The sequence below is a fragment of the Zestomonas carbonaria genome, from assembly GCF_904061905.1.
In the GTDB taxonomy this organism is placed as follows: Bacteria; Pseudomonadota; Gammaproteobacteria; order Pseudomonadales; family Pseudomonadaceae; genus Aquipseudomonas; species Aquipseudomonas carbonaria.
The window spans coordinates 38,901-64,329 of record NZ_CAJFCI010000086.1; the positions used below are offsets into that span (position 1 = coordinate 38,901).

Below are 25,429 nucleotides of genomic sequence, written 5' to 3' on the forward strand. Positions count from 1 at the left end.
ATCCTGCTGGCTGCCAGGCTCCCCGAACCTTCGTCGTCCCCGCGAACGCGGGGACCCAGAAACCGGGGTTGGTGCCTGGGTGTTAGGTTATTGGGCTCCCGCGTTCGCGGGGGTGACGGGGAGACTCGACAAAGAAAAGGGACCCCGCAGGGTCCCTTTTTCATGGGCGCGAAGGCTTCAGGAAAGGAAGCCGCCGTCCACGTTCAGCGCCACGCCGGTGGTGTAGCTGGAGGCGTCGCTGGCCAGGTACAGCACGGCGCCGGCCATTTCGCTCGGGTCGGCCACGCGCTTGAGCGGGATGCGCTGCAGGGCGTGGTTGAGGATGGCGTCGTTCTTCACCAGGGCCGAGGCGAACTTGGTGTCGGTGAGGCCCGGCAGCAGGGCGTTGCAGCGGATTCCGAACTGCGCGCACTCCTTGGCGAACACCTTGGTCATGCTGATCACCGCCGCCTTGGTCACCGAGTAGATGCCCTGGAACTCGCCGGGCGAGACGCCGTTGATCGAGGCGACGTTGATGATGCTGCCGCCGCCGTTCTCCTTCATCAGCTTGGCGCCTTCGATGGACATGAAGTAGTAGCCGCGGATGTTGACGTCGACGGTCTTCTGGAAGGCCGACAGGTCGGTGTCCAGCACATTGCAGAATTGCGGGTTGGTGGCGGCGTTGTTGACCAGGATGTCGAGGCGACCGAACTGCTCGCGGATCTGCGCGAACACGCTCTGGATCTGCTCCATCTCGCCGATGTGGCAGGCGATGGCGGTGGCCTTGCCGCCTTCGGCGATGATCGCGTCGGCAACCGCCTGGCAGCCGTCGATCTTGCGGCTGGAGACGATCACGTGGGCGCCCTGTTGGGCCAGCAGTTTGGCGATGGCTTCGCCGATGCCACGGCTGGCGCCGGAGACGAAGGCGATCTTGCCGTCGAGGTCGAACAGATGGGTCTTGGACATGGGGTTCCCCTTGTTATGGGCGATTACAGCCGGGACTTTTCGATGATCTGCAGGCTGAACTGTTCCAGCGTCTTGTTCCCGTGGATGAACTGGGCGAAACGCTGGTCCTTGGTCTGGCCGTGGTAATAGCGGTAGTAGATCTGCTGCATGATGCCGGCCAGGCGGAACAGGCCGTAGGTGTAGTAGAAGTCGAAGTTGTCGATCCGGATGCCGGCGCGCTCGGCGTAGTAGTCGACGAACTCACGGCGGGTCAGCATGCCCGGCAGGTGGCTGGGTTGGCGGCGCATCATGTGCAGCGGCTGCGGGTCATTGGCCTCGATCCAGTAGGCCAGAGTGTTGCCCAGGTCCATCAGCGGGTCGCCGATGGTGGTCAGCTCCCAGTCGAGCACGCCGATGATCTTCAGCGGGTCGTTCGGGTCGAGGATCACGTTGTCGAAGCGGTAGTCGTTGTGAACGATGCCCGGCTTGTGATGGTCCGCCGGCATCTTGTCTTTCAGCCAGGCCTTGATCTCGTTCCAGTGCGGGGCATCGGGGGTCATGGCCTTTTCATAGCGGTCGCTCCAGCCGCCGATCTGGCGCTGAACGTAGCCTTCCGGCTTGCCCAGGTCGGCCAGGCCGCAGGCGGTGTAATCGACGTTGTGCAATTCGACCAGGCGGTCGATGAAGCTCTTGCACAGCGTACGGGTCTGGTCGGCATCCAGGCTGAGATCCGGCGGCAGCTTGTCGCGCAGGATGATGCCCTTGACCCGTTCCATGACATAGAACTCGGAGCCGATCACCGACTCGTCGGTGCAGTGCACGTAGGCTTTCGGGCAGTACGGGAAGCCACTGTTGAGCTGGTTGAGGATGCGGAATTCGCGGCCCATGTCGTGGGCGGACTTGGCCTTGTGCCCGAACGGAGGGCGGCGCAGGACGAATTCCTGCTCCGGGTATTCCAGCAGGTAGGTCAGGTTCGAGGCTCCACCCGGGAACTGGCTGATCCGGGGTGTTCCGCCGAGGCCGGGGATGTGCTGCTTGAGATAGGCGTCGATCACCGCTGCGTCGAGCTCTTCGCCCTCGCGGATGCGGGTGGACTGGTCAGTAAGCGCCATGCTTATCCCTTTTGATTATGATGAGGGGCTTAGATCATTGGCTAATCTAATTCCGCTACCTAGGCCTCACAAGCCGCACGTGCTCTTATTGGCGAGCGTGTTGCCGCTTGATCAACCTGCCTGATCGCTCTTTGCGGGCGAAAAAAAACCGGAGTCGAGCGACTCCGGTTTTCGGTGTTTCATGCCGCCTGGAAAGCTTAGACGGGGAACAGTTCGCCCAGCTTCATGGCCAGCATCATGTCGCCTTCGGCGCGCAGCTTGCCGGCCATGAAAGCCTGCATGCCGTCGGTTTCGCCGCTGGTGATGCCCTTCAGGGTCTCACTGTCCATGATCAGGGTGACGTTCGGGTTGGCGGCGTCGCCTTGTTGCACGTCGCAGGTGCCATCCTTGACGACCAGGTAGTGGTTTTCGCCGTCTTCGATGTTGAACTGGAAGACCAGGTCCAGACCGGCGGCGGCGCTGGCGTTGAACTTGGACTGCATGGTTTTGACGATGTCAGCAACGGTGGTCATGGTTTTATCCTTTGTAGTTTTGGGGTTCCAGCGGCCTTGGGGGCCAGGGGGTGGGCTCAGCGGTAGGTGATGAGCTCCGGGGCCTTCAACAACTCCAAGTGCGCGTAGCTGTTGAAAGAAGCCAGGGTCACGTCGCTGCCGCGGAACTTCAGGCGGTTGAGCGAGGTGTTGACGATTTGCCAGTTCAGCTCGAAGGCCTGGTTCACCGGCACGCCGGTGATCAGGTGGAGCAGGGCGGTGATGGTGCCGCCGGAGGTGAACACGGCGATGTTCTGCCGGTTGTCGGCCTGGGTGAGGATGCGTTCGAGGCCGTCGCGGACGGTGTCGACGAAGCTCTGCCAGCTCGTCAGGTTGTCGTCGTGCTCGCCGGCGGTCCAGCGGCCGATGAGCAGGGCGAACAGGCGCTGGAACTCGGCGCGGTTCTGCGCGCCGTTGCGCAGCACGTCGAGGGCGCCGGGTTCTTCGGCCAGCAGCCCGGGGAGCAGGGCATGGATCACCGCGTCGGCGTCGAATTCGTTGAATGCCGGGTCGGTCTCGACTTCCGGGGCCGGCAGGCCGGCGGCGCCGAACTGGGCCAGGGCGGACTGCGCCGTGTGCCGCTGGCGGCGCAGGTCGCCGCTCAGGCAGCGGTCGAAGCTGACGCCGAGCTGGGCGAGGTGCTTGCCCAGTATTTCGGCCTGGCGAATTCCGGTGGCCGAGAGGACATCGTAGTCATCGGCACCGAACGAGGCTTGACCGTGTCGAATCAGGTAGATGCTGCCCACGTCCGGCTCATCCTTAGAAGGTGAAAGTTTCGCGAGGGTATGAGGATAGATAGGGACTGTCAACGAAAAAACATACGCTTGTTTGAATCGGCGCAAGCCTTTCATATGAGGCGCTCGCGCCCGGACGCAGCCTTGCCCGGCGCTGGTCGCGAGCCAGGCACGTGGGTATGCTTGGGCGTCGCGAGGGCGCCGGCGAGCGGCGTCGACAGAAGGGGAAAAGCGTGGAGTTTCTAGCCGACTATGCGGGCTTCCTGGCCAAGACAGTGACTGTGGTCGTGGCCGCCCTGGTGATCCTGGCGGCCGTCGCCGCACTGCGCAGCAAGGGGCGCGGCAAGGGCAGCGGGCACCTGGAGGTGCACAAGCTCAATGAGTTCTACAAAGGATTGCACCATCGCCTGGAACAGGCGGTGCTGGACAAGGCGCGCCTGAAGCTGGCGCACAAGAACGAAGCCAGGCTCGCCAAGGCGGCGAAGAAGGCCGGCGAGCACAAGCCACGGGTGTTCGTGCTGGATTTCGATGGCGACATCAAGGCGTCGGCCACCGATCACCTGCGCCACGAGATTACTGCCGTGCTGAGCATGGCGACGCCCAAGGACGAGGTGGTGTTGCGCCTGGAAAGCGGCGGCGGCATGGTCCACAGCTACGGCCTGGCCGCTTCCCAACTGGCGCGCATCCGCCAGGCCGGCGTGCCGCTGACCGTGTGCATCGACAAGATCGCCGCCAGCGGCGGCTACATGATGGCGTGCATCGGCGACAAGGTGATTTCCGCGCCTTTCGCCATCCTCGGTTCGATCGGCGTGGTGGCGCAGTTGCCCAACGTCCACCGGTTGCTGAAGAAGCACGCGGTGGATTTCGAGGTGCTCACCGCCGGCGAGTACAAGCGCACGCTGACGGTGTTCGGCGAGAACACCGACAAGGGGCGGGAGAAGTTCCAGGAAGACCTGGAAACCACTCACCGGCTGTTCAAGAATTTCGTCGCCCACTATCGGCCGCAGTTGTCGATCGACGAGATCGCCACCGGCGAGGTCTGGCTCGGCCAGGCAGCCCTCGGCAAGCAGTTGGTGGACGAACTCAAGACCAGCGACGAGTACCTGGCCGAGAAGGCCAGGACGGCGGAGCTGTTCCAGTTGCATTACGTACAGAAGAAGTCCCTGCAGGAACGCGTTGGCCTGGCCGCCAGCCTGGCGGTCGACCGTTTGTTGCTGAACTGGGTGAGCCGGCTCAACCAGCGGTTCTGGTAAATCATTCGAGGAGGCTAGATGAGCAAGTTCAAGGCCCTGTTGGCCAGTCAGGACGAGTCCGGAACATTCATTCGCCAGGTGGTCGAGCGAGACGCTGCCGAGCTGCCGGCCGGTGAGTTGCTGATCCGTGTGCGCTACTCCTCGTTGAACTTCAAGGACGCGCTGTCCGCCAGCGGCAACCGTGGCGTCACTAGGAACTATCCGCACACGCCGGGCATCGACGCCGCCGGCGTGGTCGCCGAGTCCTCGGTGGCGGAGTTCGCGCCGGGCGACGAGGTGATCGTCACCGGCTACGACCTGGGGATGAACACCTCCGGCGGTTTCGGCCAGTACATCCGCATACCGGCCGCCTGGGCGATCAAGCGCCCGGAAGGGCTGGGCCTGCGCGATTCCATGCTGCTCGGCACCGCGGGCCTGACCGCCGCACTGTGCGTCGACAAGCTGGAACAGGCCGGGCTCGACGCGGCGGCCGGTCCGGTACTGGTTACCGGCGCCACCGGTGGCGTGGGCAGCGTCGCGGTGGCCCTGTTGTCGCGCCTCGGCTATCAGGTCGCGGCGGCCACCGGCAAGGCCGACCAGGCGGACTTCCTGCGCAGGCTGGGCGCCAGCCAGATCGTCGAGCGAGCGACCCTGGAGGAGGGCGTCGAGCGTCCGTTGCTCAAGGAGCAATGGGCCGGCGCGGTGGATACGGTCGGCGGCGACATCCTGTTCAACGTGGTCAAGTCGCTGCGCTACGGCGCCAGCGTCGCCTGCTGCGGTCTGACCGCCGGCACGGGTTTCCAGGCCAGCGTGCTGCCCTTCATCCTGCGCGGCGTGAATCTGCTCGGCGTCGACTCGGTGGAGTTGCCGCTGGTGGTCAAGGCGTCTATGTGGGATCGCCTGTCGCTGCAGTGGAAGCTCGACAACCTGGAATCCCTGGCGCGCGAAGTCGGCCTGGACGAACTGCCCGGGGAGATCGACAAGATACTCGCCGGCCAGCAGGTCGGGCGGGTGCTGGTACGGCTGGACTGAGTCGCTCACCCTGGCCCTCTCCCCTTGGAAGATGGGCAGGGTGAGGGACGGATGCTCACGCCTCGCTGACGTACATGGTGATTTCCGCGCGGAACACCGGCTTGTCATCGACGTAGGCCCGCACCGGGACCTTGATGTCGCCCACGACGTTCCAGTCCACTTCGCCACCATCCGCCACGGCGCGCACGTCGCCGGAGGCCTTGGCCAGGTACTCCACCGTCATGCCGCGTGGAATCCAGCGGCGGCCGGTGGGAATGGACACGTCGGTCATGGTGCCCGCCACCAGTTCCGCGGCGTTGCACAGGGCGATGGCATGCACGGTGCCGATATGGTTGAGCACCTCGCGGCGCTTGGGAAAGGTGACTTCGGCGTAGCCGGGGCGCAGCTCGACGAACTTCGGCGCGATGCTGGCGAAGTAGGGCGCGACCTGGCCGATCAGGGCGCTGAACTGCTCCGGGCCGGCTTGCTGGTACATCTGCATCATCTGACTCATGAAGAACTCCAATGGCTTCGGGATTGAAGATGAGCGCGCGCCTGGGCAGTATACGAAGACTAGAAATTAATTCTAGAAAAATATTCTAGAAATTCACAAGGAACTCCATGGGCCGTCCTTCCCGCAAGCATGAAATCCTCCAGGCCGCTCTGGCCTGCTTCACCGAGCATGGCGTGGATGCCACCACCATCGAGATGATCCGCGACCGCTCCGGGGCCAGCATCGGTAGCCTGTATCACCATTTCGGCAACAAGGAGCGCATCATCGGCGCGCTCTACCTCGCGGGTGTCGGTGAGTACGCCGGGATGCTGGACGAGGGTTTCCGGACGGCGGACAGCGCCGAGGCGTGCGTGAAGCTGCTGGTGACCAGCTACATCGATTGGGTTGCGGCCAATCCCGACTGGGCGCGTTTCGTCCTGCACAGTCGCGGGCGGGTGGAGGCGGGAGAGCTGGGCGATCAGTTGCGCGAGGCGAACCGACTGCACTATGGGCGAATCCTCCAGGCGCTGGCCGGTTACCGCGAGCAGGGGCTGCTCAGGCCGCTGCCGGAGGATTGTTTCGCCTCGATCGTGATCGGGCCGTCGCAGGATTTCGCCCGCAACTGGCTGGCGGGGCGTACGCAGAGCGATCTGCGAGAGTGTCGCGAGCTGTTCGCGCAGGTGGCTTGGGAAAGCGTCAGAGCGGGGTAGATGCGAACCATGGAAAAGGCACCTTGCAGCAGAACGCCGCGCCTCCGATGAGGGAGCGCGGCGTTCTTGTGTGCCTGTGCCTGCCGGTCAGGCGCGGCGGCGGAACAGCGGCAGCGGCTGGTCGACGGCGGCCTGGTAGACCTCGGAGAAGTCCTCGAAGGCCTTGAGCGCGTCGTACGGGTCCTTGTCCTCGCGCAGGGCGTAGGCGTCGAAGCCGCAGCGGCGCATGGCGAACAACTGGTCGCGCAGCACGTCGCCGATGGCGCGTACTTCTCCCTTGTAGCCGTAGCGCTGGCGGAGCAGGGCGGCGGTAGAGTAGTGGCGGCCGTCGGTGAAGGCCGGGAAGTTCAGGGCGATGACCTGGAAGTGCTCCAGCTCATCGGCGATCTCCTCGATCTCCTCGTCGGCGTCCAGCCATACGCCCAGGCCGCCGTCGCGGGCTTTCAGGGCGTGGCTGTGTTCGCGCCACAGGGCCAGCGGCACGATGACGTCGTCACTGTTGCTCAGTCCGTCGAGGGTCGCGTCCTTCGGCAGCAGGTGCCAGGTTTCGTCGATCACCTGGCCATTCTTAATGATTCGCTGCATATACGCGCTCCTTGAACGGGTCGATGCCGATGCGGCGGAAGGTGTCGAGGAACTGCTCGTCCTCGGTGCGCTGTTCGACGTAGACGCGGATGATCTTGTCGATCACGTCGGCCATTTCCTCCTGGGCGAAGGATGGGCCGAGGATCTGCGCCAGGCTGGCCTCGCGGCCGGAGTTGCCGCCGAGGGACACCTGGTAGAACTCCTGGCCCTTCTTGTCCACGCCGAGGATGCCGATGTGGCCGACGTGGTGGTGGCCGCAGGCGTTCATGCAGCCGGAGATGTTCAGCTCGAGCTCGCCGATGTCGAACAGGTAGTCAAGGTCGTCGAAGCGGCGCTGGATGGCTTCCGCCACCGGGATCGACTTGGCGTTGGCCAGCGAGCAGAAATCGCCGCCCGGGCAGCAGATGATGTCGGTGAGCAGGCCGACGTTGGGGGTGGCGAAGCCCAGCTCGCGCAGTTCGCCCCAGAGGGTGAACAGTTCGCTCTGCTCGACGTCGGCGAGGATGATGTTCTGGTTATGGCTGTTGCGCACTTCGCCGAAGCTGTAGCGGTCGGCCAGGTCGGCGATGGCGTCCAGTTGCTTGTCGGTGACATCGCCCGGCGCCACGCCGGTGGGCTTCAGCGACAGGGTCACGGCGACGTAGCCGGGCTTCTTGTGGGCGAAGGTGTTGCGCTGACGCCAGCGGGCGAAGCCCGGGTGCTCGGCGTCGAGGGCCGCGAGGGCGGTGTCCTGGTCTTCCAGGGCCTTGTAGACCGGGTCGACGAAGTGCTGGGCGACGCGCTGGACTTCGGCCTCGGTCAGGGTGGTCGGGCCGTCCTTCAGGTGGGCCCACTCCGCATTGACCTTCTCGGCGAAGACTTCCGGGGTCAACGCCTTGACGAGGATCTTGATGCGCGCCTTGTACTTGTTGTCGCGACGGCCATAGCGGTTGTACACGCGGAGGATGGCGTCGAGGTAGCTGATCAGGTGCTGCCAGGGCAGGAATTCGTTGATGAAGCTGCCGACGATCGGGGTACGGCCCAGGCCGCCACCGACAGCGACGCGGAAGCCCAGCTCGCCGGCGGCGTTCTTCACCGCTTCCAGGCCGATGTCATGCACCTCGATGGCCGCGCGGTCGCCCGCTGCGCCGTTGACGGCGATCTTGAACTTGCGCGGCAGATGGGTGAATTCCGGGTGGAAGGTCGACCACTGGCGGATGATCTCGCACCAGGGACGTGGGTCGACGATCTCGTCGCGGGCCACGCCGGCGAACTGGTCGGTGGTGGTGTTGCGGATGCAGTTGCCGCTGGTCTGGATGGCGTGCATCTGTACAGTGGCCAGTTCGGCGAGGATTTCCGGCACGTCTTCCAGTTCCGGCCAGTTGAACTGCACGTTCTGCCGGGTGCTGATGTGGGCGTAGCCCTTGTCGTAGTCGCGAGCGATCTGGGCCAGCTTGCGGACCTGGGTGGAGTTCAGCAGGCCGTAGGGAACGGCGATCCGCAGCATCGGCGCGTAGCGCTGGATATAGAGGCCGTTCTGCAGGCGCAGCGGGCGGAACTCTTCGCCGCTCAGCTCGCCAGACAGATAGCGGCGGGTCTGATCGCGGAACTGCTTGACGCGGTCCTCGACGATCCGTTGATCGTACTCGTCGTATACGTACATATATTCCTGTTCTCAGGCTACTTGCTGCTGAAATACGCGCACGGCCGCGCACTCCTGGCGGAGCCGGGCAAGATACCAGTTCGGGAATATGCGCAAAAGTGAAGTTTTAGCATATGAATCAAACTCATGGTGATAAGCACGCGCGGCGCCGTTTCCATGCTTGAGCAGGGCTCCGGGCTGGTCTTAACTGCAAGGGCAAGCCACCGATAATCACAATAAGGGGGAAGCCATGTCCGAACATTCCGGGCCCGATGACCATGATCGCGACAGCATTGTCGATGCGCGCGCCATTTTCGTACTGATCCTGCTGGTAGTGGCTACGGCGGTGTACTGGGTCAGCCACCAGTAACCGTCGCGGGCCAGGACGCCGTGACCGTCCGAGGGGCGGTCACGGCGTTTTTGCGAGAGGAGGGATGAAAGGCGTCAATCTGCTATCAGTTGGACGGTTATAATGCGCCGCCATTTATAGCGCGGATGCTCGAAATTGAAAGCGGTGCTTCGGTTGGGGCTGGTTCTCTGGTGTTTCTGCGGTGCCGCCTTGGCGCAGGCGGCGAGCGTCGTGTTCCTCAACCCCGGTCGTTCCGACGAAACCTTCTGGGTGACCTATGCGCAGTTCATGCAGGCGGCGGCCAGCAGCCTGGGCATGGAATTGCAGGTCATCTACGCTGAGCGTGACCGCGAGCGGATGATCAGCCAGGCCAGGCAGGTGGTGACCGGGGTGCAACGTCCCGACTACCTGGTGCTGGTCAACGAGGAATACGCCGCGCCGGAAATCCTGCGGCTGGCCGAGCACAGCGGCGTCAAGCTGTTCATGCTGCACAACCGGTTGACCGCCGACCAGCAGAAGCGGCTGGGTGCTTCCCGCGAGAAATACCCCGACTGGATCGGCAGCCTGGTGGCCAACGACGAGGAGGCGGGCTACCTGATGGCGGCGGAGCTGATCCGCGAGCACCGGGCCCGACATGGCGATGGTCCGGTGGAGATGCTGGCCTTCGCCGGCATGCGCAATACCCCGGCGAGCCAGGCCCGTGAGCGGGGTATGCACAAGGCGCTGGCCGAGCACGCCGACGTTCGACTGCGACAGGTGGTGCAGGGCGACTGGAGCGAGCCGCGTGCCTACGAGCAGGCGCAGTTGCTGCTGCAGCGGTATCCGGATGTACGGCTGGTCTGGTCGGCCAACGACGAGATGGCCTTCGGCGCCATGCGCGCCTTGCGGGAACTGGGCGGACAGCCGGGGCGGGACGTGCTGTTCTCGGCCTTGAACAACTCGCCGGAAGTGCTCGAGGCGCGCATCGATGGGCGTGTCTCGGCGCTGGCCAGCGGTCATTTCACCCTGGGTGCGTGGGCCATGGTGCTGTTGCACGACCACCATGCCGGGCTGGACTTCGCCGAGCGTGGCGGCAAGGATCGCCAGGAGCGTCTGTTTGCGCTGTTCGACGAGAAGCAGGCCAGGAAGCTGCTGCGGCTCGTGCAGGGGCGGGGCGCCGATCTGGATTTCCGGCGCTTCAGTGCCGTTGGCCGCAAGGGGATGCGGGACTACCGCTTCTCGGTGCAGCCGCTGCTGGATTGATGCCGTCAGACACCGGCCAGGTGCAGCACCAGCTTCACCACCCCGAACAGCACCACCACGAAGATCGCCGTGAACAGCAGGCCGAGCAGGATGAACTGGCTGGGCCTGCCCTTGCTGAAGTCCCGCGCGCGGTTCTTGCCGCTCTGCACGCCGAAGGCCGCGGCCAGCACGCTGTGCAGCATCTGGCCGAAGGTGAGGGGCTTGTCGTCGTTCTGCTGGTCGCTCATGGACACCTCCTGTTGTCTTCAGCTTAGTCGCTAGTTCTGTACGAAAAGTGCCTGCGCTCGGTGATGCTGCGTTAAAAAGCGGCTCGGAAGCCGCTTGCGGCTAACGCCCTTCAGGGCGGCCCCGAAGGGGTGAGCGAAGCGAGTCATGCTCATTTACAACCGTAAACGCCGCTTTCTCGCCGCTTTTTGCCTTGCCTGACCTTCGCTCGACGACTTTTCGTACAGAACCTGATGGCGGGTGTCAGTGCGCAGGTTTGCGCAAACGCCGGGTATTCACCACATCCACCGCGCGGGCGCGCAACTGGCCGCAGCCGCCTTCGACGTCCTGGCCGGCGGAGTTGCGCACCTTGGTCAGCACGCCACGGCTGTGCAGGTAGCGCACCATCTCGACGATCCGTTCGCCGTCCGGGCGCTGGTAGTCGTCGACTTCCAGGCTGTTGTAGGGGATCAGGTTCATCACCGCGTACTTGCCCTTGAGCAGGCGCAGGATGCCGTCCATTTCCTCCCGGCTGTCGTTGATGCCCTTGAGCAGCGTCCATTGGTACTGGATCGGATATCCGACCGTGCGCGCGTAGGCCTCGCCCAGTTCGACCAGTTCGTCGGGGGCGATGCGTGGCGCCTTGGGCAGCAGTTCGGCGCGCAGGTCGGCGCGGCTGGTGTGCAGCGACAGGGCGAGGGCCGGTTTGACCCGTTGCTGCGGCAGGCGCTCGAACACGCGCAGGTCGCCGACCGTGGAGAACACCAGGTTCTTGTGGCCGATATTGCCCTCGCTGCCGAGCAGGTCGATGGCCTCCAGCACGTTGTCGAGGTTGTGCGCCGGCTCGCCCATGCCCATGAACACCACTTTCTTCACCGCTCGGAAGCGGCGGGCGAGGGCGACCTGGGCGACGATTTCGGCGCTGCCGACCTGGCGCAGCAGGCCGCTCTTGCCGGTCATGCAGAACACGCAGCCCACCGCGCAGCCGACCTGGGTGGACACGCACAGGCCGTCGCGCGGCAGCAGCACGCTTTCCACCATCTGCTTGTCGGCCAGCTCCACCAGCAGGCGCGCCGAGCCGTCGGAGCCCGGATGCTCGGAGCGCAGGCGAGCCAGGCCGTCCAGTTCCTCGCCCAGAGCAGGCAGGGCTTCGCGCACGGCGAGTGGCAGGAAGCTCTCGCTGGGCTGGTGGCGGGTGCCGCTGTCCAGCGGCTGGCCGTGCAGCCAGGCACGGACGATCCGCCGGCTGTGCAGTGGCTTGGCGCCGAGGTCGGCGAGGCGTTGGTGGATGTCATGGATACGCATGGGGCGCGCATGCTACCACTGGGCGCGGACAAGGCGTAGGGCGGCGATGAGCGGCGTCATTCGGCCGCGTCACGGAAATGCACCGCCAGCCACACGGCGTCGTCGGAGCAACTGGCGACCCGGTGCCGGCAATGGGCGGGAATCAGCAGTGCGTCGCCTGCCTGTAGCGGCTGGTCACCGTCGTCGAAGGCGAGAATCGCCTGGCCGCATAGCAGCGCCACCCATTCGGGATCGTCCTGGTCGTACCAGAAGCCCGGTGGGCTGGCCTGGCCGCGCGAGACGATCTGCTCGATGCGTACCCGTGCCGCCTGCAGCAGCGTGTGAAAGGTTTCGCCCGGCTGTTCGCCGGCGGCCGGAAGGAAGAGGTTGGTGATGGGCGGTGGCATCCTGTTCTCTCTTTTGGCGCGAAGTCGAAAGCATAGTGCTGTATCGTCGCGCCTTGTCCCTGCCCAGCCTGGAGTGGCCGATGAAGTTCATCCACCAGCGCGAGCAACTGAACGAAGGCGATCTGGTCGTCATCGAGTGCTCGCAGCCCTGCAATATCCGCCTGATGAACGACGCCAACTTCCGCGCCTTCAAGAACGGCGGGCGGCACAGCTACCACGGTGGTGCCTTCGTGCGCTTCCCGGCGAAAGTCAGGGTGCCGGCCAGCGGCTTCTGGAACATCACCCTCGATACCGTCACCCGCCGGGCGATCAGCGTGACGCGCAAGCCGGACTTCAAGTACTCGATCAGGCTGGTGCGGCGGCAGGCTTGAGCCCCGGTGGAAAAGCCTTTGGCGTTTTCCACCGGGGCTTCAGCCCACCATCAGTTGTCGTAGCCCAGGTTCGGCGCCAGCCAGCGCTCGCTGACGCTCAGGTCCTGCTCCTTGCGCTTGCTGTAGCTTTCCACCTGATCCTTGTCGACCTTGCCCACGGCGAAGTACTGCGCCTCGGGATGGGCGAAGTACCAGCCGCTGACGGCGGCGGCGGGGAACATGGCGTAGTGCTCGGTCAGCGTCACGCCGCTGACGCCCTGCGGGTCGAGCAGCTTGAACAGGGTGCCTTTCTCGGTGTGGTCCGGGCAGGCCGGGTAGCCGGGCGCGGGGCGGATGCCCTTGTACTGCTCCTTGATCAGCGCCTCGTTGTCCAGGTGCTCGTCCGGCGCGTAGCCCCAGTACTCCTTGCGCACACGCTCGTGCAGCCATTCGGCGCAGGCTTCGGCGAGGCGGTCGGCCAGGGCCTTGACCATGATCGCGTTGTAGTCGTCGCCCTGGGCCTCGTAGGCCTTGGCCAGTTCCTCGGCGCCGATGCCGGCGGTGGTGATGAAGCCGCCGACGTAGTCGGTGATGCCGCTTTCCTTCGGTGCGACGAAGTCGGCCAGCGACAGGTTCGGCTTGCTGTCCGGCTTGATGGTCTGCTGGCGCAAGTGGTGCAGGTGGGCGATCACCTTGCCGTGGTCGTCGCGTACCTCGATGTCGTCATGATTGATCTGGTTGGCCGGCCAGAAGCCGAACACGGCCTTCGCCTTGATCAGCTTCTCGCCGATCAGTTTCTTCAGCATCGCCTGGGCGTCGTTGAACAGCGAGGTGGCCGCTTCGCCGACCACTTCGTCGGTGAGGATGCGCGGGTATTTGCCGGCCAGGTCCCAGGAGATGAAGAACGGCGTCCAGTCGATGTACTGGGCCAGGGTCTCCAGGTCGATGTCTTCGAGCACCTGCACGCCGGTGAAGCTCGGCTTCGGTGCTCTGTAGCCGGCCCAGTCGAACTGCGGCTTGTTGGCCAGCGCGTCGGCGTAGGAGAGGCGCTCGGTGCGCGAGCTGCGCGCGGCGGTGCGTTCGCGGACCACGGCGTAGTCCTCGCGGGTCTTCTGCACGAACTCGGCCTTGAGCTCCTTGGACAGCAGCGAAGTAGCCACGCCCACCGCGCGCGAGGCGTCGGTGACGTAGACCACCGCGTCGTTGCTGTACTGCGGGTCGATCTTCACTGCCGTGTGCGCCTTGGAGGTGGTGGCGCCGCCGATCATCAGCGGCAGGCTGAAGTTCTGCCGCTGCATTTCCTTGGCGACGTGGACCATCTCGTCCAGCGACGGCGTGATCAGCCCGGACAGGCCGATGATGTCGCACTTTTCGGCGATGGCGGTCTGCAGGATCTTCTCCGCCGGCACCATCACGCCGAGGTCGACGATGTCGTAGCCGTTGCAGCCCAGCACTACGCCGACGATGTTCTTGCCGATGTCGTGCACGTCGCCCTTCACCGTGGCCATGAGGATCTTGCCCTTGGCCTCGGGCTTGTCGCCTTTCTCCGCCTCGATGAAGGGGATCAGGTGGGCCACCGCCTGCTTCATCACCCGGGCGGATTTCACCACCTGCGGGAGGAACATCTTGCCCGAGCCGAACAGGTCGCCGACCACGTTCATGCCGCTCATCAGCGGGCCCTCGATGACCTCGATGGGCCGCGCGCACTGCTGCCGGCACTCCTCGGTATCCTCGACGATGAACGCGGTGATGCCCTTGACCAGCGCGTGTTCCAGGCGCTTGTCCACCGGCAGCGCGCGCCACTCCTCGTCCTCGACTTCCTTGGCGGCGCCGTCGCCCTTGTACTTGTCGGCGATCGCCAGCAGGGCCTCGGTGCCTTCCGGGGTGCGGTTGAGGATCACGTCCTCCACCGCGTCGCGCAGCTCCTTCGGGATCTCGTCGTAGATCTCCAGTTGGCCGGCGTTGACGATGCCCATGGTCAGGCCGCTCTTGATGGCGTAGTAGAGGAACACCGAGTGGATGGCCTCGCGCACCGGGTTGTTGCCGCGGAACGAGAAGGACACGTTGGACACCCCGCCCGAGGACAGCGCGTAGGGCAGGTTGTCGCGGATGTAGGCGCAGGCGTTGATGAAGTCGACCGCGTAGTTGTTGTGTTCCTCGATGCCGGTGGCCACGGCGAAGATGTTGGCGTCGAAGATGATGTCTTCCGGCGGGAAGCCCACTTCGTTGACCAGGATGTCGTAGCTGCGCTGGCAGATTTCTTCCTTGCGCGCCTGGGTGTCGGCCTGGCCGGCCTCGTCGAAGGCCATCACCACCACCGCCGCGCCGTAGCGCTTGCACAGGCGGGCGTGGTGCTTGAACTGCTCGACGCCTTCCTTCATGGAGATGGAGTTGACGATGCCCTTGCCCTGGATGCACTTGAGGCCCGCCTCGATCACCTCCCACTTGGAGGAGTCGATCATGATCGGTACGCGGGAGATGTCCGGCTCGCCGGCGATGAGGTTGAGGAACCTGACCATCGCCGCCTTGGAGTCGAGCATGCCCTCGTCCATGTTGATGTCGATCACCTGGGCGCCGGCTTCCACCTGCTGCAGGGCGACTTCCAGGGCCTCGGTGTAGTTCTCCTCGCGGATCAGCCGGGCGAACTTGGCCGAACCGGTGATGTTGGTGCGCTCGCCGACGTTCACGAACAGCGAGCTGCGATCGATGGTGAACGGCTCAAGACCGGACAGGCGGCAGGCCTTGGGGATTTCCGGGATCACCCGCGGCGGGTACTTGGCCACTGCCTCGGCGATGGCCTGGATGTGCGCCGGGGTGGTGCCGCAGCAGCCGCCGATGATGTTGAGGAAGCCGCTGGCGGCGAACTCCTCGACGACCTCGGCCATTTCCGCCGGGGTCTCGTCGTATTCGCCGAAGGCGTTCGGCAGGCCGGCGTTGGGGTGCGCGGAGACATAGGTCTCGGCCTTGTTGGCCAGCTCTTCCAGGTAGGGGCGCAGGTCCTTGGCGCCGAGGGCGCAGTTCAGGCCCACGGAGATCGGCCTGGCATGGCGCACCGAGTTCCAGAACGCCTCGGTGGTCTGTCCCGACAGGGTGCGGCCGGAGGCGTCGGTGATGGTGCCGGAGATCATGATCGGCAACTCGATGCCGAGTTCTTCGTAGACGCCCTGAACGGCGAAGATCGCCGCCTTGGCGTTGAGGGTGTCGAAGATGGTCTCGATCAGGATCAGGTCGGCGCCGCCCTCGATCAGGCCACGGGTGGCTTCGCTGTAGTTCTCCACCAGTTCGTCGAAGGTGACGTTGCGGTAGCCGGGGTCGTTGACGTCCGGGGAGATCGAGCAGGTGCGGCTGGTCGGGCCGAGCACGCCGGCGACGAAGCGCGGCTTGTCCGGGGTCTCGGCGGTCTTGGCGTCGGCCACTTCGCGGGCCAGGCGCGCGCCTTCGACGTTCAGTTCGTAGACCAGTTCTTCCATGCCGTAGTCGGCCTGGGACACCTGGGTGGCGTTGAATGTGTTGGTTTCCAGGATGTCCGCGCCGGCGTCGAGGTAGGCCTTCTCGATGGCCTGGATGACGTCCGGGCGGCTCAGCAGCAGCAGGTCGTTGTTGCCCTTCACGTCGCTCGGCCAGTCGGCGAAGCGTTCGCCACGGTAGTCGGCCTCTTCGAGCTTGTAGCTCTGGATCATGGTCCCCATGCCGCCATCGAGGATCAGGATGCGTTCCTTGAGGGCTTGCTGGAGAGCATGGAGGCGGGCGGCGCGATCGGACATGGGAGGAGCTACCTGAGGGGATGCGTGACAAAGGGCCGGGATGATAACAAAACCCTAGTCTTTTCGAGCCTTGCCGCCAGGTTCATGAATCCTGCTCATGTTCGTGGCGATCGCCGGGCTCGTCTCGATACCGCCTGGACCGCTAGACTCCAGCCGTCCCGATGATCCGGAGTTGCCCATGTCGTCACGAGCGCTTGTCGCTTTCTCGCTGTTGTTCGCGCCCTTCATGATCTTTGCGCAAGGGATTTCCTACAGTCGGGACATTCAGCCGATCCTCACCGAGAAGTGCGTGGCTTGCCACGCCTGCTACGACGCGCCGTGCCAGCTCAACCTGGGCAGCGGCGAGGGTGTGCTGCGCGGGGCGAGCAAGCAGCCGGTGTACGACGGCGCGCGTACCAAGGCGCAGGAGACCACTCGCCTGTACTTCGACGCCATCGGCGAGGAGGCCTGGCGGAGCAGGGGCTTCAACTCGGTGCTCGACGGCCAGGCTTCGCTGATGGCACGCATGCTGGAACTCGGCCGCGCCAACCCGCCGCCGCCCAATGCCAAGCTGCCGGCCGACCTGGAGATTTCCATCAACCGGGAAAACCAGTGCCCGCTGCCCGGCGAGTTCGACGCCTACGCGAAGCAGTTCGCCCACGCCGGCATGCCGTTCGCCGTGGCCGGGCTGAGCGACGCCGAATATGAAACCCTGCAGCGATGGTTGGCCGAGGGCGCGCCAGTCGATGAACAGGCGCTACGACCGACCGCCGCCGAGCAGCGGCAGATCGCCGAGTGGGAAAAGCTGCTCAACGCGCCCGGCGCCCGCGAGGCGCTGGTCGGCCGCTGGCTGTTCGAGCACCTGTTCCTCGCCCACCTGTATTTCGAAGGTGGCGAGGCCGGGCATTTCTTCCAGCTCGTGCGTTCGCGCACGCCGAGCGGCCAGCCCATCGACCCGATCGCCACCCGGCGGCCCAACGACGATCCGGGCAGCGAGTTCTACTATCGGCTGTGGCCGATCCAGGGGGTGATCGTCCACAAGACCCATATCACCTATCCGTTGAGTAGGCAGAAGCTGGCGCGTGTCAGGGAACTGTTCTTCAGCGGCGACTGGACCGCCGACGCGGTGCCCGGCTACGGCGCCCAGCGCCGCGCCAACCCGTTCGAGACCTTCCAGGCGATCCCGGCTGGGGCGCGCTACCAGTTCATGCTGGATAACGCCGAATACTTCGTGCGCACCTTCATCCGTGGCCCTGTCTGTCGCGGACAGATCGCCACCGACGTTATCCGCGACAACTTCTGGACGCTGTTCCAGGACCCGGAGCACGATCTCTACCTCACCGATGCCGAGTACCGCGCCAAGGTCACGCCGCTGCTGGCCATGCCCGGCCAGTTCGACGAGATCGGCGACCTGCTGGGGCTGTGGCGGACCTACCGCGACAAGCGCAACGCCTATGAGAAGCTGCGCCTGGACACCTATGCCGACGCGCCGGCGCCCGACTGGTCGCATATCTGGAGCGGCAACGACAACGCGCTGCTGTCGATCTTCCGCCAGCACGACAGCGCTTCGGTGCGCAAGGGGCTGATCGGCGAGATCCCGCAGACGATCTGGTGGATGGACTATCCGCTGCTCGAGCGCACCTATTACCAACTGGTGGTCAACTTCGACGTGTTCGGCAACGTCTCCCACCAGGCGCAGACACGGCTGTATTTCGACCTGATCCGCAACGGCGCCGAGGTCAACTTCCTGCGCCTGATGCCGCCGGAGGCACGCAGACCGCTGTTGTCGGACTGGTACCAGAACAGCGGCAAGCTGAAGATGTGGCTGGACTACCAGAGCATCGACGTCGATCCGCCGAGCGGCCTGGGGCTGCCGGTGGAGCGGGCCAAGGAAACCTTCGCCACCTCGCTGCTCGAACGTTACGCGGCGCTCAACGCCCGTCCCGATCCGTTCAACCGCTGCCGTGACGGGGCCTGCTACCGTCCCGACGTGGACCCGGCGCTGCAACGGGCCGAGCAGTCGCTCAGCCGCCTGGCCAGCCGTCCGGCCGCCGGGCTCAGGGTGATCGACCGGTTGCCCGAAGCGACCCTGCTGCGTATCGAGCTGCCGGACGGCAAGCGCGAGATCTACAGCCTGTTGCGCAACCGCATGCACAGCAACGTGGCCTTCATGCTCGGCGAGGAGATGCGCTATCAGCCGGGGCTGGACACCCTGACGCTGTACCCGGGCGTGCTGAGCAGTTACCCGAACTTCCTGTTCAACCTGCGCGCCGAGGAGGTACCGCAGTTCGTCCAGGCGCTGGAGCAGGCCCGCGACAGGGCCGAGGCGTTCGACAAGGTGATCGAGCGCTGGGGCATCCGCCGCAGCCATCCCGAGTTCTGGCGCTATTTCCACGACCTGTCGGCGCATATCCGCGAGACCGAGCCGGTCGAGGCCGGAGTGCTGGACATGAATCGCTACAGGAATCTCTGATCCGTCATTGGGTCCCCGCGTTCGCGGGGATGACGGGGGGGGATGCCAGCGCTGGACCGTCATTCTCGCGAACGCGGGAATCCAATTGTCCGCGGAGATGACGGATGCAGGGCGACTTTCCCGAGCAGGGGAGCCCGGAGGCCACGCCGCTAGCTGCGAACTATTCCTACTAAAACGCTAGGGCTTTATCCATCCGGGCCGATTGGCGTAAACTGCTCGCATGTTTGCGAGGAGTTGCCATGAGCGCCATCACTATTACCGACGCTGCCCAAGACTATCTGGCTGATCTGTTGAGCAAGCAGAACACCACGGGCATCGGCATTCGTATCTTCATCACTCAGCCGGGCACCCAGTACGCCGAGACCTGCATCGCCTACTGCAAGCCGGGCGAGGAAAAGCCCGACGATACGCCGCTGGCGCTGAAGAGTTTCACTGCCTGGATCGACGGCATCAGCGAGCCGTTCCTGGAAGACGCGGTGGTCGACTACGCCACCGACCGCATGGGCGGCCAACTGACCATCAAGGCGCCGAACGCCAAAGTGCCGATGGTCAACGAGGACAGCCCGATCAACGAGCGAATCAACTACTACCTGCAGACCGAGATCAACCCCGGCCTGGCCAGCCACGGCGGCCAGGTGTCGCTGGTGGAAGTGGTCGAGGACGGCATCGCCGTGCTGCGCTTCGGCGGCGGCTGCCAGGGGTGCGGCATGGTCGACATGACCCTCAAGGATGGTGTCGAGAAGACCCTGATCGAGCGTATTCCCGAGCTGAAGGGCGTGCGCGACGTGACCGACCACAGCAACAAGGAAAACGCCTACTACTGAGGCGTTCGTGAGCGGAACGGAAAAAGGCGACCTGCGGGTCGCCTTTTTCATGCCTGGGTTTTCGTGGGGTGGGCCGGGCGACGGTGGCGTCTGGACTGGTGGGCTGAAGCCCACCCTGCGGTTCTACGGGGCGCAACCGGCAGGTTTGAAGATGCGCTCGGTGGAGGCAGGGTTGCGTGCCAGGGCTTCGCCCAGGCGCGGCGGCCGGGCCAGCAGCGGTCCGCCGCAGTTCGGGCAGCGCAGCCCCAGGCGTTCGGCGCAGGCGCGGCAGAAGGTGCATTCGAACGAGCAGATCAACGCATCGGTGCTGTCGCCGGGCAGGTCGCGGTCGCAGCATTCGCAACTCGGGCGCAATTGCAGCATGGTCTTTCCTCCTTTCATTGCTTCGGGAAGGCTCGGGCAGGGATGTCGGCAACAATGACATTGAGCCCGCCTATCTTGCCAGTCGCTGCGGGCAGAGAGAGCGGTGGGAACGAGCCGGCCCGTCGAGGGCTTCCTGGAGTCAGGGAGAGGAGGAGGTGATGTGGCGGGGGAGGAGCAGCGTGGGCGGGAAGAGGCGCCCACGCTGTGGATCGGGAACGATTATTCGGGCATGTCCCAGGGATCGAGATCGTAGCCCTGCTGGCTCAGCGCCTCGCGGGACTGCTTGAGTACGCGGGCCAGGCACTCGGGGTCGCTGTAGATGCTGCTGGAAAGTTGGGTACGGCCGACCAGGCGGGTGCTGGTGCGGTCGATGACGGTGAGGCTGAGTTCGCCGGCGCCATCCTGGGCGGACCAGGCTACGCACTGGAAAGGTTGAAAGGCACGGCCGGCGATCAAAAGTGCTTCGTTGAAACGGAGCGGGGCGTTCATGCGGGCGATTCTCCAAAAGTACCCAATGCCGATAGATCACGATTCTCATGATCTGTTATGCATATGGATGATCGGAGTTGACCTGCGAGTCACAATGTGGCGCAAAAATATTCGTCACTGTCGCATTTTGGTAATAACGACGCTCAGAGAGCCGAGTTTCGCTCCTGGCGGTAGGCGCTCACCGCTTCGTACACCGCCTTGCGCAGCCGGTTGATGCCGCCGATCGGCTTGTGCTCGGGGATGGCGTGCCAGGGGTTGAAGGAGAGGTTGTCGCAGAACAGGTTCTGCCCGGGCGAGTCGAAATCCTGCGGCGGCACGGTGATCCGGGCGACCGTCTCGAACGGGGAGATGGACTCGTCCCACTCCACGCTGGGGTCCTCGATGGGCATGTAGTGCTCGGGGTTCTGCCGTTGCACCTGCAATTCGAAGCAGGCCGGCACGCGGTCCAGCGAGAGTTGCTGGTACAGCGCGTTGCGCAGGAAGTTGGGCAGCGCCTGGTTCTGTTCCGGCACTTGATAGGCGGGGCAGCCGTCCTGCGACGGGATCACCCGGTACTTGATGTTGTGCGGGCCGTACTTGAACGGCGCGATGGAGTTGTAGGTGGTGTCCACCGGGCTTTCCGGGGCCGGGCTCAGGGTCTTCAGGGCGATCAGCAGGTGACGGACCTCCCACTCGCGCGGGTCCCAGCCGGGGAAGAAGGCCAGCACTTTCTTGCCGTCGGCCTGAGCGGCGAAATTGCTCTTGTACTCGGCGACGTCGCGAACGAAGAACACCGAGTTGTTGAACATCACGAAGTCCTGCTCGTCCTGGCCGCCGGGCCGGCTCAGCAGCTTGTCGCCGGGCACGTCGAGCAGCTTGATCGCCATGCCGCGTGCGTCGCGGGCCCGGTCGAACTGCGGGTAGGCGTTGCCGTTGGAGAAGCGTACCCAGGCCTGCCAGGTCTTGCCGGGCTCGCCGAACACGCCCTGGCGCAGCGTCTCGGGCAGGTCGGCCGCCACGCTGACCTCGGCGCGCACGCAGCCGTGGGACTTGGCGTGTGCGTCGCGCAGGACGCGGGTGTTGTCGCGGTGCTGTTCGACGATGCGGATGGCGTCATCGATGATCCCGCGGGTCAGTGCGGCCTCGCCGGCGGGGATTTCCTCTTCGCTGGACACCGGTCCGGAAAACTTCCAGCCGTAATAAAGCTCGCCGACGACCCAGCCACCCAGGCCCAGCGCCAGCAGAAGGACGACTAGCCGGCCGAGCAGACGGCCGATCCATAGCCAGAATCGTTTCAGCATGACGGTTCCTCAGTGAACTTGCGCTACCTGGCCGCTGCAGAGCGGGCCGGGTGTCCAGGGCCTGGGCTCGACCGGCGTGAGCCTGGCTTCCAGCTCGGCGTTGCCGAGCACTTTCAGGTACTCGATCAGCGCCCAGCGCTCCAGGGGTTGCAGGCCCCGGCCGATCACGCCCTGGCTGCGGCAGCCGTCGCGGAACTCGTGGCCCTGGTTGCCGTTGCCCTTGATCCGGGTGTCGAACAGGAATCCGCCGGGGATTTCTTCCGTGCGATAGCCGACGAACTTCGGGTCGTATTCATGGTTGCCTACCCAGAAGCGGCTCGACCTCTCGCTGATGGGCGAGAGTAACTGGAACAGGTTCGGCACCGAGCCGTTGTGCAGGAACGGTGGCGTCGCCCAGATGCCGTCCAGCGGGCGGGCCTTGTAGCCGCGTTTCTCCTGTACCCCGATGGGTAGCCCGAAGCCGTCCATGGCGGGGCGCTCTGCGGCGCTGATGCCGGCGTCCCGGTAGGCGCGGTTCTCGACGTAGGCGGTGAGGTAGGCCAGGCCCTTGGCGCTGGACAGGCTGGCGAAGTCGATCTGCGCTGGATCGGCGCCGAAGAGCTGCACGCCGAGCTTGCCCAGTTGCTCGTGGGTCCAGCCAAGCTTGCTGATGTCGAAACGGTGGTCGGCGATGTTGTCGGCGGTGGTCGGGTCGGTGCCGACGATCTCGATCGGCACCACGCGCATGCGCCACTCGGGATCGCGGTCCGGCGCGTAGCGGCGATCCTCCGGTTTTGGCGCGGGCGCGTGGCAGTAGGCGCAGTTTTCCTCGTAGAGCGCGCGTCCCTGGCTGGCCAGCTCGAGGTCGATCGTGCCAAGGATGTCTTCCGGCCAGCGTGGAGCCTTCAGGTGCTTGAGGGTTTCTTCCAGGGTGTGCAGGTCGTGAGGGCGGACGCTGGAGGCGTAGCGTTCGTCCTCCGGCAGCGGCCGGCCTTCATCGTCGAACAACCGCAGGGTGGCGCCCACGCCCAGGGCTTCGCCGACGTTGCGCGCCATCGGTTGCATGGCCGAGCCGTTCCACTGCACCCAGTCGAACTTCCAGATATCCCAGAGGTGCGGATAGCTGACCGGGGCGTCGGCTACCCGGTAGTTGGCGGGATCGATGGCGTCGCCGAACACGCTGTTGGCGATGCGCCCGAAGGCGTCGGTGCGGCCGAAGCCTTCCTCGGTGGGGTACAGGTCGCGGTGCCAGTCGTTGTAGGCGGTGGCCATCAAGCGGTCGAACACGGCCTTGAAGTCGCGGCGCAACTGGCCGCGCTCCTCGTCATAGCGTTCGCCCAGCACCTGTTTGGCGAAACGCTTGAACTTCACCGGGTTGTAGTAAGTGAAGGCCATGCTCATGCCCAGGGCCTGGCCGAAGCTGCCGCCGCGCAGGGTGGGCACGGTCGAGGCCAGCGAGTGCAGGGCGGCGCCGCCGTCGATGCGGATCGCCTTGCCCTGGTAGCGCAGTTCGCCGGAGTGGCAGGCCGAGCAGGTGATGTCCAGGTACTGGTCGCCGGTTTCGTCGTCGCTGTGGCGGGCGAAGCCGACCGGCAGGTTGCCGGGGTTGAGCGCGCTGGCTTGCTGGTCGGGGTCGACGAGGAAGCCGAAGCGGGCGAGGTAGGAGGGCTCGGCCAGCCTGTCGCGGGAAAACGGCAGTTCCAGGGCGACGAACCAGTCGTAGCGCAGGCCTTTCACCCGCGTGCCCTGCGGCGTGTAGTAATAGGTCTGGCGCGCCTCGGGGCTCCACTGGGAGAGATAGCGCAACTCCGTGGGCGGTTCGTAGGTGGGCAGGTTGGGGCGGGCGATGTAGTAGAGCGGTACCGCCAGCGCGACCAGAAGGACGCCCAGGATGAGCGATACGGTGCGGCTGGAGGTGCGCATGGGAATACGTCCTTGTTGTGTTCTTGTTAGATGGACGTTATGCCAGTTGGCCATCTATTGGCAACAGATCGATAAGTGATATCGGACGCCTGTCTTATTCTCATTACAAGTTATTGATAAATATAAATTTATGAGAAAAACGTCCAAGGGGTGTCAAAAAAAAGGCTAGCCTCCTGTTTGGTGGTGGAAGTTACTGTTTTTTAATGGAAGTCCAAAATATTGGCGCCAAGGAACGACAATGTTCGACCTGGTGGATGCAACTCGATTCCTGCTCGTGGTCGAACCCTGTGTTGACTGCTTGCAACTACTGCCCGAACTGCGCTCGGCCGGCTGGGAGGTGCTGAGCTGCGCACTGGATACCGTGGCCCCGCCTCCTTGTGACGTAGGCCTGCTGCGTCTGGGGCCGGACCAGTTGCAGAACCCGGAAAGCATCAAGGGGCTGATTCGCCACAGCAATACCGAATGGATCGCGGTGCTGAGCCCGGATGCCTTGCGGGCCGGGGGGGTGGGCGATTTCATCAGCGAGTGGTTCTTCGATTTCCATACGCTGCCTTTCGATGTGGATCGCCTCCAGGTCACCCTGGGCCGGGCGTTCGGCATGGCCCGCCTGCGTGATGGCGGACGGGAGGTCAATTACGACAAGGAGTGCGAACTGCTGGGGCAAAGCCGGCCGGTGGCGGAGTTGCGCAAGCTGATCAGGAAGCTGGCGGCGACCGACTCGACGGTGCTGATCCATGGCGAGAGCGGCACCGGCAAGGAGCTGGTGGCCAGGACGCTGCACCGCCAGTCGCGGCGCTGCGGTGGTCCCTTCGTGGCGGTCAACTGCGGCGCGATCCCGGAGCAGTTGATCCAGTCCGAGCTGTTCGGCCACGAGAAGGGCGCCTTCACCGGCGCGCACCAGCGCAAGATCGGCCGCTTCGAGGCGGCTGCCGGCGGTACCCTGCTGCTCGATGAGGTGGCCGACCTGCCGCTCGACTTGCAGGCCAATCTGTTGCGGGTGCTCCAGGAGCGGCAGATCGAGCGCGTCGGCGGCACCCAGCCGATCCCGATCGATGTCAGGGTGCTGGCGGCGACCCACGTGGACCTGGAGAAGGCCATCGCCGCGGGGCGCTTCCGCGAGGACCTCTATTATCGGCTCAACGTGCTGCAGGTCGAGACGCTGCCGCTGCGCGACCGGCCTGGCGATATCCCGCTGCTGGCCGATTACTTCTCGCAGTTGTACAGCCAGGAGGTCGGCCGGCGGCCCCGTCGGTTCAGCGAGTCCGCCCAGATGGCCATGAAGGCGCACGGATGGCCGGGGAATGTCCGCGAGTTGGCGAACCGCGTCCGACGCGGCCTCACGCTGGCGGAGGGCCGGCAGATCGAGGCTGCCGACCTGGGCCTGTCTTCTGGAACGACGGAGGGGCTGATACGCCTGACCCTGGATGAGTACAAGGCTCAGGCGGAACGCCAGGCGCTCTGCGACGCGCTGGCCGAGTGCTCCGATAACTGCAGCCAGGCTGCGCGCATGCTGGGTATCTCCCGGCCGACGTTCTATCGTCTTCTGAACAAGCACGGAATCCGCTGA

General features: G+C 64.9%; 23 protein-coding genes. 8 read left to right on the top strand and 15 right to left on the bottom strand.

Annotated elements, in window-relative coordinates; genetic code table 11:
• Positions 1-177: 177 nt before the first annotated feature.
• The 4 genes from PSEWESI4_RS23545 to PSEWESI4_RS23560 all read right to left on the bottom strand — a co-directional run bounded on the left by PSEWESI4_RS23545 (position 178) and on the right by PSEWESI4_RS23560 (position 3,312).
• The gene (locus tag PSEWESI4_RS23545; protein WP_187673672.1) at positions 178-945 is read right to left on the bottom strand and encodes an SDR family oxidoreductase; all 768 of its coding nucleotides are present in this window, start codon (positions 943-945) and stop codon (positions 178-180) included.
• 23 nt (positions 946-968) lie between these two features.
• Positions 969-2,036 carry a phosphotransferase family protein gene (locus PSEWESI4_RS23550; RefSeq protein WP_187673673.1) on the bottom strand — a complete coding sequence of 356 codons (1,068 nt, stop codon included), beginning with the start codon at positions 2,034-2,036 and terminating at the stop codon, positions 969-971.
• 197 nt (positions 2,037-2,233) lie between these two features.
• A complete protein-coding gene (locus PSEWESI4_RS23555) occupies positions 2,234-2,548 on the bottom strand; it encodes an SCP2 sterol-binding domain-containing protein (RefSeq protein WP_187673674.1) in 315 nt (104 codons plus the stop codon).
• Positions 2,549-2,604: 56 nt separating this feature from the next.
• A complete protein-coding gene (locus tag PSEWESI4_RS23560) occupies positions 2,605-3,312 on the bottom strand; it encodes a histidine phosphatase family protein (RefSeq protein ID WP_187673675.1) in 708 nt (235 codons plus the stop codon).
• A gap of 221 nt (positions 3,313-3,533) precedes the next feature.
• Between PSEWESI4_RS23560 and sohB the strand changes: the two genes are divergently transcribed.
• Positions 3,534-4,553: a protease SohB gene (gene sohB / locus PSEWESI4_RS23565; RefSeq protein ID WP_187673676.1), complete on the top strand. Its 1,020-nt coding sequence runs from the start codon at positions 3,534-3,536 to the stop codon at positions 4,551-4,553.
• Between the two features lie 18 nt (positions 4,554-4,571).
• Positions 4,572-5,564 carry a YhdH/YhfP family quinone oxidoreductase gene (locus tag PSEWESI4_RS23570; RefSeq protein ID WP_187673677.1) on the top strand — a complete coding sequence of 331 codons (993 nt, stop codon included), beginning with the start codon at positions 4,572-4,574 and terminating at the stop codon, positions 5,562-5,564.
• Between the two features lie 55 nt (positions 5,565-5,619).
• Here PSEWESI4_RS23570 and PSEWESI4_RS23575 read toward each other — a convergent pair whose 3' ends face one another.
• On the bottom strand, positions 5,620-6,057 hold the full coding sequence (locus PSEWESI4_RS23575; protein WP_187673678.1) for a hotdog fold domain-containing protein: 438 nt from the start codon (positions 6,055-6,057) through the stop codon (positions 5,620-5,622).
• A 107-nt stretch (positions 6,058-6,164) separates the two neighbouring features.
• On the opposite strand from PSEWESI4_RS23575, the gene PSEWESI4_RS23580 reads away from it, so the two are divergent.
• The gene (locus tag PSEWESI4_RS23580) at positions 6,165-6,746 is read left to right on the top strand and encodes a TetR/AcrR family transcriptional regulator (protein ID WP_187673679.1); all 582 of its coding nucleotides are present in this window, start codon (positions 6,165-6,167) and stop codon (positions 6,744-6,746) included.
• Positions 6,747-6,833: 87 nt separating this feature from the next.
• Here the strand turns inward: PSEWESI4_RS23580 and PSEWESI4_RS23585 are convergent, their stop codons facing one another.
• Positions 6,834-7,331 carry a DUF934 domain-containing protein gene (locus PSEWESI4_RS23585; RefSeq protein ID WP_187673680.1) on the bottom strand — a complete coding sequence of 166 codons (498 nt, stop codon included), beginning with the start codon at positions 7,329-7,331 and terminating at the stop codon, positions 6,834-6,836.
• Entirely contained in the window at positions 7,315-8,973 is a 1,659-nt protein-coding gene (locus PSEWESI4_RS23590) for a nitrite/sulfite reductase (RefSeq protein ID WP_187673681.1), read from the bottom strand. Before PSEWESI4_RS23590 ends, PSEWESI4_RS23585 begins: the two co-directional genes overlap by 17 nt.
• 484 nt (positions 8,974-9,457) lie before the next feature.
• On the opposite strand from PSEWESI4_RS23590, the gene PSEWESI4_RS23595 reads away from it, so the two are divergent.
• Positions 9,458-10,543, top strand: coding sequence for an ABC transporter substrate-binding protein (locus tag PSEWESI4_RS23595; RefSeq protein WP_328821946.1), 1,086 nt, complete (start codon positions 9,458-9,460; stop codon positions 10,541-10,543).
• Between the two features lie 5 nt (positions 10,544-10,548).
• Here the strand turns inward: PSEWESI4_RS23595 and PSEWESI4_RS23600 are convergent, their stop codons facing one another.
• The 3 genes from PSEWESI4_RS23600 to PSEWESI4_RS23610 form a co-directional block, all read right to left on the bottom strand.
• Positions 10,549-10,770 carry a DUF2970 domain-containing protein gene (locus tag PSEWESI4_RS23600; protein ID WP_187673682.1) on the bottom strand — a complete coding sequence of 74 codons (222 nt, stop codon included), beginning with the start codon at positions 10,768-10,770 and terminating at the stop codon, positions 10,549-10,551.
• A 241-nt stretch (positions 10,771-11,011) separates the two neighbouring features.
• Positions 11,012-12,052 (bottom strand): RNA methyltransferase, encoded by a 1,041-nt coding sequence (locus tag PSEWESI4_RS23605; RefSeq protein ID WP_187673683.1) that lies wholly within the window; start codon positions 12,050-12,052, stop codon positions 11,012-11,014.
• Between the two features lie 56 nt (positions 12,053-12,108).
• The gene (locus tag PSEWESI4_RS23610; protein WP_187673684.1) at positions 12,109-12,438 is read right to left on the bottom strand and encodes a cupin domain-containing protein; all 330 of its coding nucleotides are present in this window, start codon (positions 12,436-12,438) and stop codon (positions 12,109-12,111) included.
• 80 nt (positions 12,439-12,518) lie between these two features.
• Between PSEWESI4_RS23610 and PSEWESI4_RS23615 the strand changes: the two genes are divergently transcribed.
• The gene (locus PSEWESI4_RS23615; protein ID WP_187673685.1) at positions 12,519-12,809 is read left to right on the top strand and encodes a DUF1883 domain-containing protein; all 291 of its coding nucleotides are present in this window, start codon (positions 12,519-12,521) and stop codon (positions 12,807-12,809) included.
• 50 nt (positions 12,810-12,859) lie between these two features.
• On the opposite strand, the gene metH is transcribed toward PSEWESI4_RS23615, so the two are convergent.
• Positions 12,860-16,552 carry a methionine synthase gene (gene metH / locus PSEWESI4_RS23620; protein WP_187673686.1) on the bottom strand — a complete coding sequence of 1,231 codons (3,693 nt, stop codon included), beginning with the start codon at positions 16,550-16,552 and terminating at the stop codon, positions 12,860-12,862.
• A 178-nt stretch (positions 16,553-16,730) separates the two neighbouring features.
• Here metH and PSEWESI4_RS23625 point away from each other — a divergent pair, with 178 nt between their 5' ends.
• On the top strand, positions 16,731-19,004 hold the full coding sequence (locus PSEWESI4_RS23625) for a fatty acid cis/trans isomerase (protein ID WP_187673687.1): 2,274 nt from the start codon (positions 16,731-16,733) through the stop codon (positions 19,002-19,004).
• A 239-nt stretch (positions 19,005-19,243) separates the two neighbouring features.
• Complete coding sequence (nfuA, locus tag PSEWESI4_RS23630; protein WP_187673688.1) at positions 19,244-19,828, top strand: Fe-S biogenesis protein NfuA; 585 nt, start codon at positions 19,244-19,246, stop codon at positions 19,826-19,828.
• Between the two features lie 123 nt (positions 19,829-19,951).
• Here nfuA and PSEWESI4_RS23635 read toward each other — a convergent pair whose 3' ends face one another.
• The 4 genes from PSEWESI4_RS23635 to PSEWESI4_RS23650 all read right to left on the bottom strand — a co-directional run bounded on the left by PSEWESI4_RS23635 (position 19,952) and on the right by PSEWESI4_RS23650 (position 23,862).
• Complete coding sequence (locus PSEWESI4_RS23635) at positions 19,952-20,191, bottom strand: DUF1272 domain-containing protein (RefSeq protein ID WP_187673689.1); 240 nt, start codon at positions 20,189-20,191, stop codon at positions 19,952-19,954.
• A 219-nt stretch (positions 20,192-20,410) separates the two neighbouring features.
• The gene (locus PSEWESI4_RS23640) at positions 20,411-20,680 is read right to left on the bottom strand and encodes a hypothetical protein (RefSeq protein ID WP_187673690.1); all 270 of its coding nucleotides are present in this window, start codon (positions 20,678-20,680) and stop codon (positions 20,411-20,413) included.
• 143 nt (positions 20,681-20,823) lie between these two features.
• A complete protein-coding gene (locus PSEWESI4_RS23645; RefSeq protein WP_187673691.1) occupies positions 20,824-21,960 on the bottom strand; it encodes a catalase family protein in 1,137 nt (378 codons plus the stop codon).
• 9 nt (positions 21,961-21,969) lie between these two features.
• Positions 21,970-23,862 (bottom strand): c-type cytochrome, encoded by a 1,893-nt coding sequence (locus tag PSEWESI4_RS23650; protein WP_187673692.1) that lies wholly within the window; start codon positions 23,860-23,862, stop codon positions 21,970-21,972.
• A 238-nt stretch (positions 23,863-24,100) separates the two neighbouring features.
• Here PSEWESI4_RS23650 and PSEWESI4_RS23655 point away from each other — a divergent pair, with 238 nt between their 5' ends.
• Complete coding sequence (locus tag PSEWESI4_RS23655) at positions 24,101-25,429, top strand: sigma-54 dependent transcriptional regulator (RefSeq protein ID WP_187673693.1); 1,329 nt, start codon at positions 24,101-24,103, stop codon at positions 25,427-25,429.

Bases quoted from the DNA above. Each gene is read 5' to 3' on its own strand.
- PSEWESI4_RS23655 (WP_187673693.1), top strand. From the start codon at position 24,101: ATGTTCGACCTGGTGGATGCAACTCGATTCCTGCTCGTGGTCGAACCC.
- PSEWESI4_RS23645 (WP_187673691.1), bottom strand. From the start codon at position 21,960: ATGCTGAAACGATTCTGGCTATGGATCGGCCGTCTGCTCGGCCGGCTA.
- PSEWESI4_RS23605 (WP_187673683.1), bottom strand. From the start codon at position 12,052: ATGCGTATCCATGACATCCACCAACGCCTCGCCGACCTCGGCGCCAAG.
- PSEWESI4_RS23635 (WP_187673689.1), bottom strand. From the start codon at position 20,191: ATGCTGCAATTGCGCCCGAGTTGCGAATGCTGCGACCGCGACCTGCCC.
- PSEWESI4_RS23545 (WP_187673672.1), bottom strand. From the start codon at position 945: ATGTCCAAGACCCATCTGTTCGACCTCGACGGCAAGATCGCCTTCGTC.
- nfuA (WP_187673688.1), top strand. From the start codon at position 19,244: ATGAGCGCCATCACTATTACCGACGCTGCCCAAGACTATCTGGCTGAT.
- metH (WP_187673686.1), bottom strand. From the start codon at position 16,552: ATGTCCGATCGCGCCGCCCGCCTCCATGCTCTCCAGCAAGCCCTCAAG.
- PSEWESI4_RS23625 (WP_187673687.1), top strand. From the start codon at position 16,731: ATGTCGTCACGAGCGCTTGTCGCTTTCTCGCTGTTGTTCGCGCCCTTC.
- PSEWESI4_RS23610 (WP_187673684.1), bottom strand. From the start codon at position 12,438: ATGCCACCGCCCATCACCAACCTCTTCCTTCCGGCCGCCGGCGAACAG.
- PSEWESI4_RS23550 (WP_187673673.1), bottom strand. From the start codon at position 2,036: ATGGCGCTTACTGACCAGTCCACCCGCATCCGCGAGGGCGAAGAGCTC.
- PSEWESI4_RS23590 (WP_187673681.1), bottom strand. From the start codon at position 8,973: ATGTACGTATACGACGAGTACGATCAACGGATCGTCGAGGACCGCGTC.
- PSEWESI4_RS23600 (WP_187673682.1), bottom strand. From the start codon at position 10,770: ATGAGCGACCAGCAGAACGACGACAAGCCCCTCACCTTCGGCCAGATG.
- PSEWESI4_RS23575 (WP_187673678.1), bottom strand. From the start codon at position 6,057: ATGAGTCAGATGATGCAGATGTACCAGCAAGCCGGCCCGGAGCAGTTC.
- PSEWESI4_RS23570 (WP_187673677.1), top strand. From the start codon at position 4,572: ATGAGCAAGTTCAAGGCCCTGTTGGCCAGTCAGGACGAGTCCGGAACA.
- PSEWESI4_RS23580 (WP_187673679.1), top strand. From the start codon at position 6,165: ATGGGCCGTCCTTCCCGCAAGCATGAAATCCTCCAGGCCGCTCTGGCC.
- PSEWESI4_RS23555 (WP_187673674.1), bottom strand. From the start codon at position 2,548: ATGACCACCGTTGCTGACATCGTCAAAACCATGCAGTCCAAGTTCAAC.
- PSEWESI4_RS23585 (WP_187673680.1), bottom strand. From the start codon at position 7,331: ATGCAGCGAATCATTAAGAATGGCCAGGTGATCGACGAAACCTGGCAC.
- PSEWESI4_RS23640 (WP_187673690.1), bottom strand. From the start codon at position 20,680: ATGAACGCCCCGCTCCGTTTCAACGAAGCACTTTTGATCGCCGGCCGT.
- PSEWESI4_RS23650 (WP_187673692.1), bottom strand. From the start codon at position 23,862: ATGCGCACCTCCAGCCGCACCGTATCGCTCATCCTGGGCGTCCTTCTG.
- PSEWESI4_RS23615 (WP_187673685.1), top strand. From the start codon at position 12,519: ATGAAGTTCATCCACCAGCGCGAGCAACTGAACGAAGGCGATCTGGTC.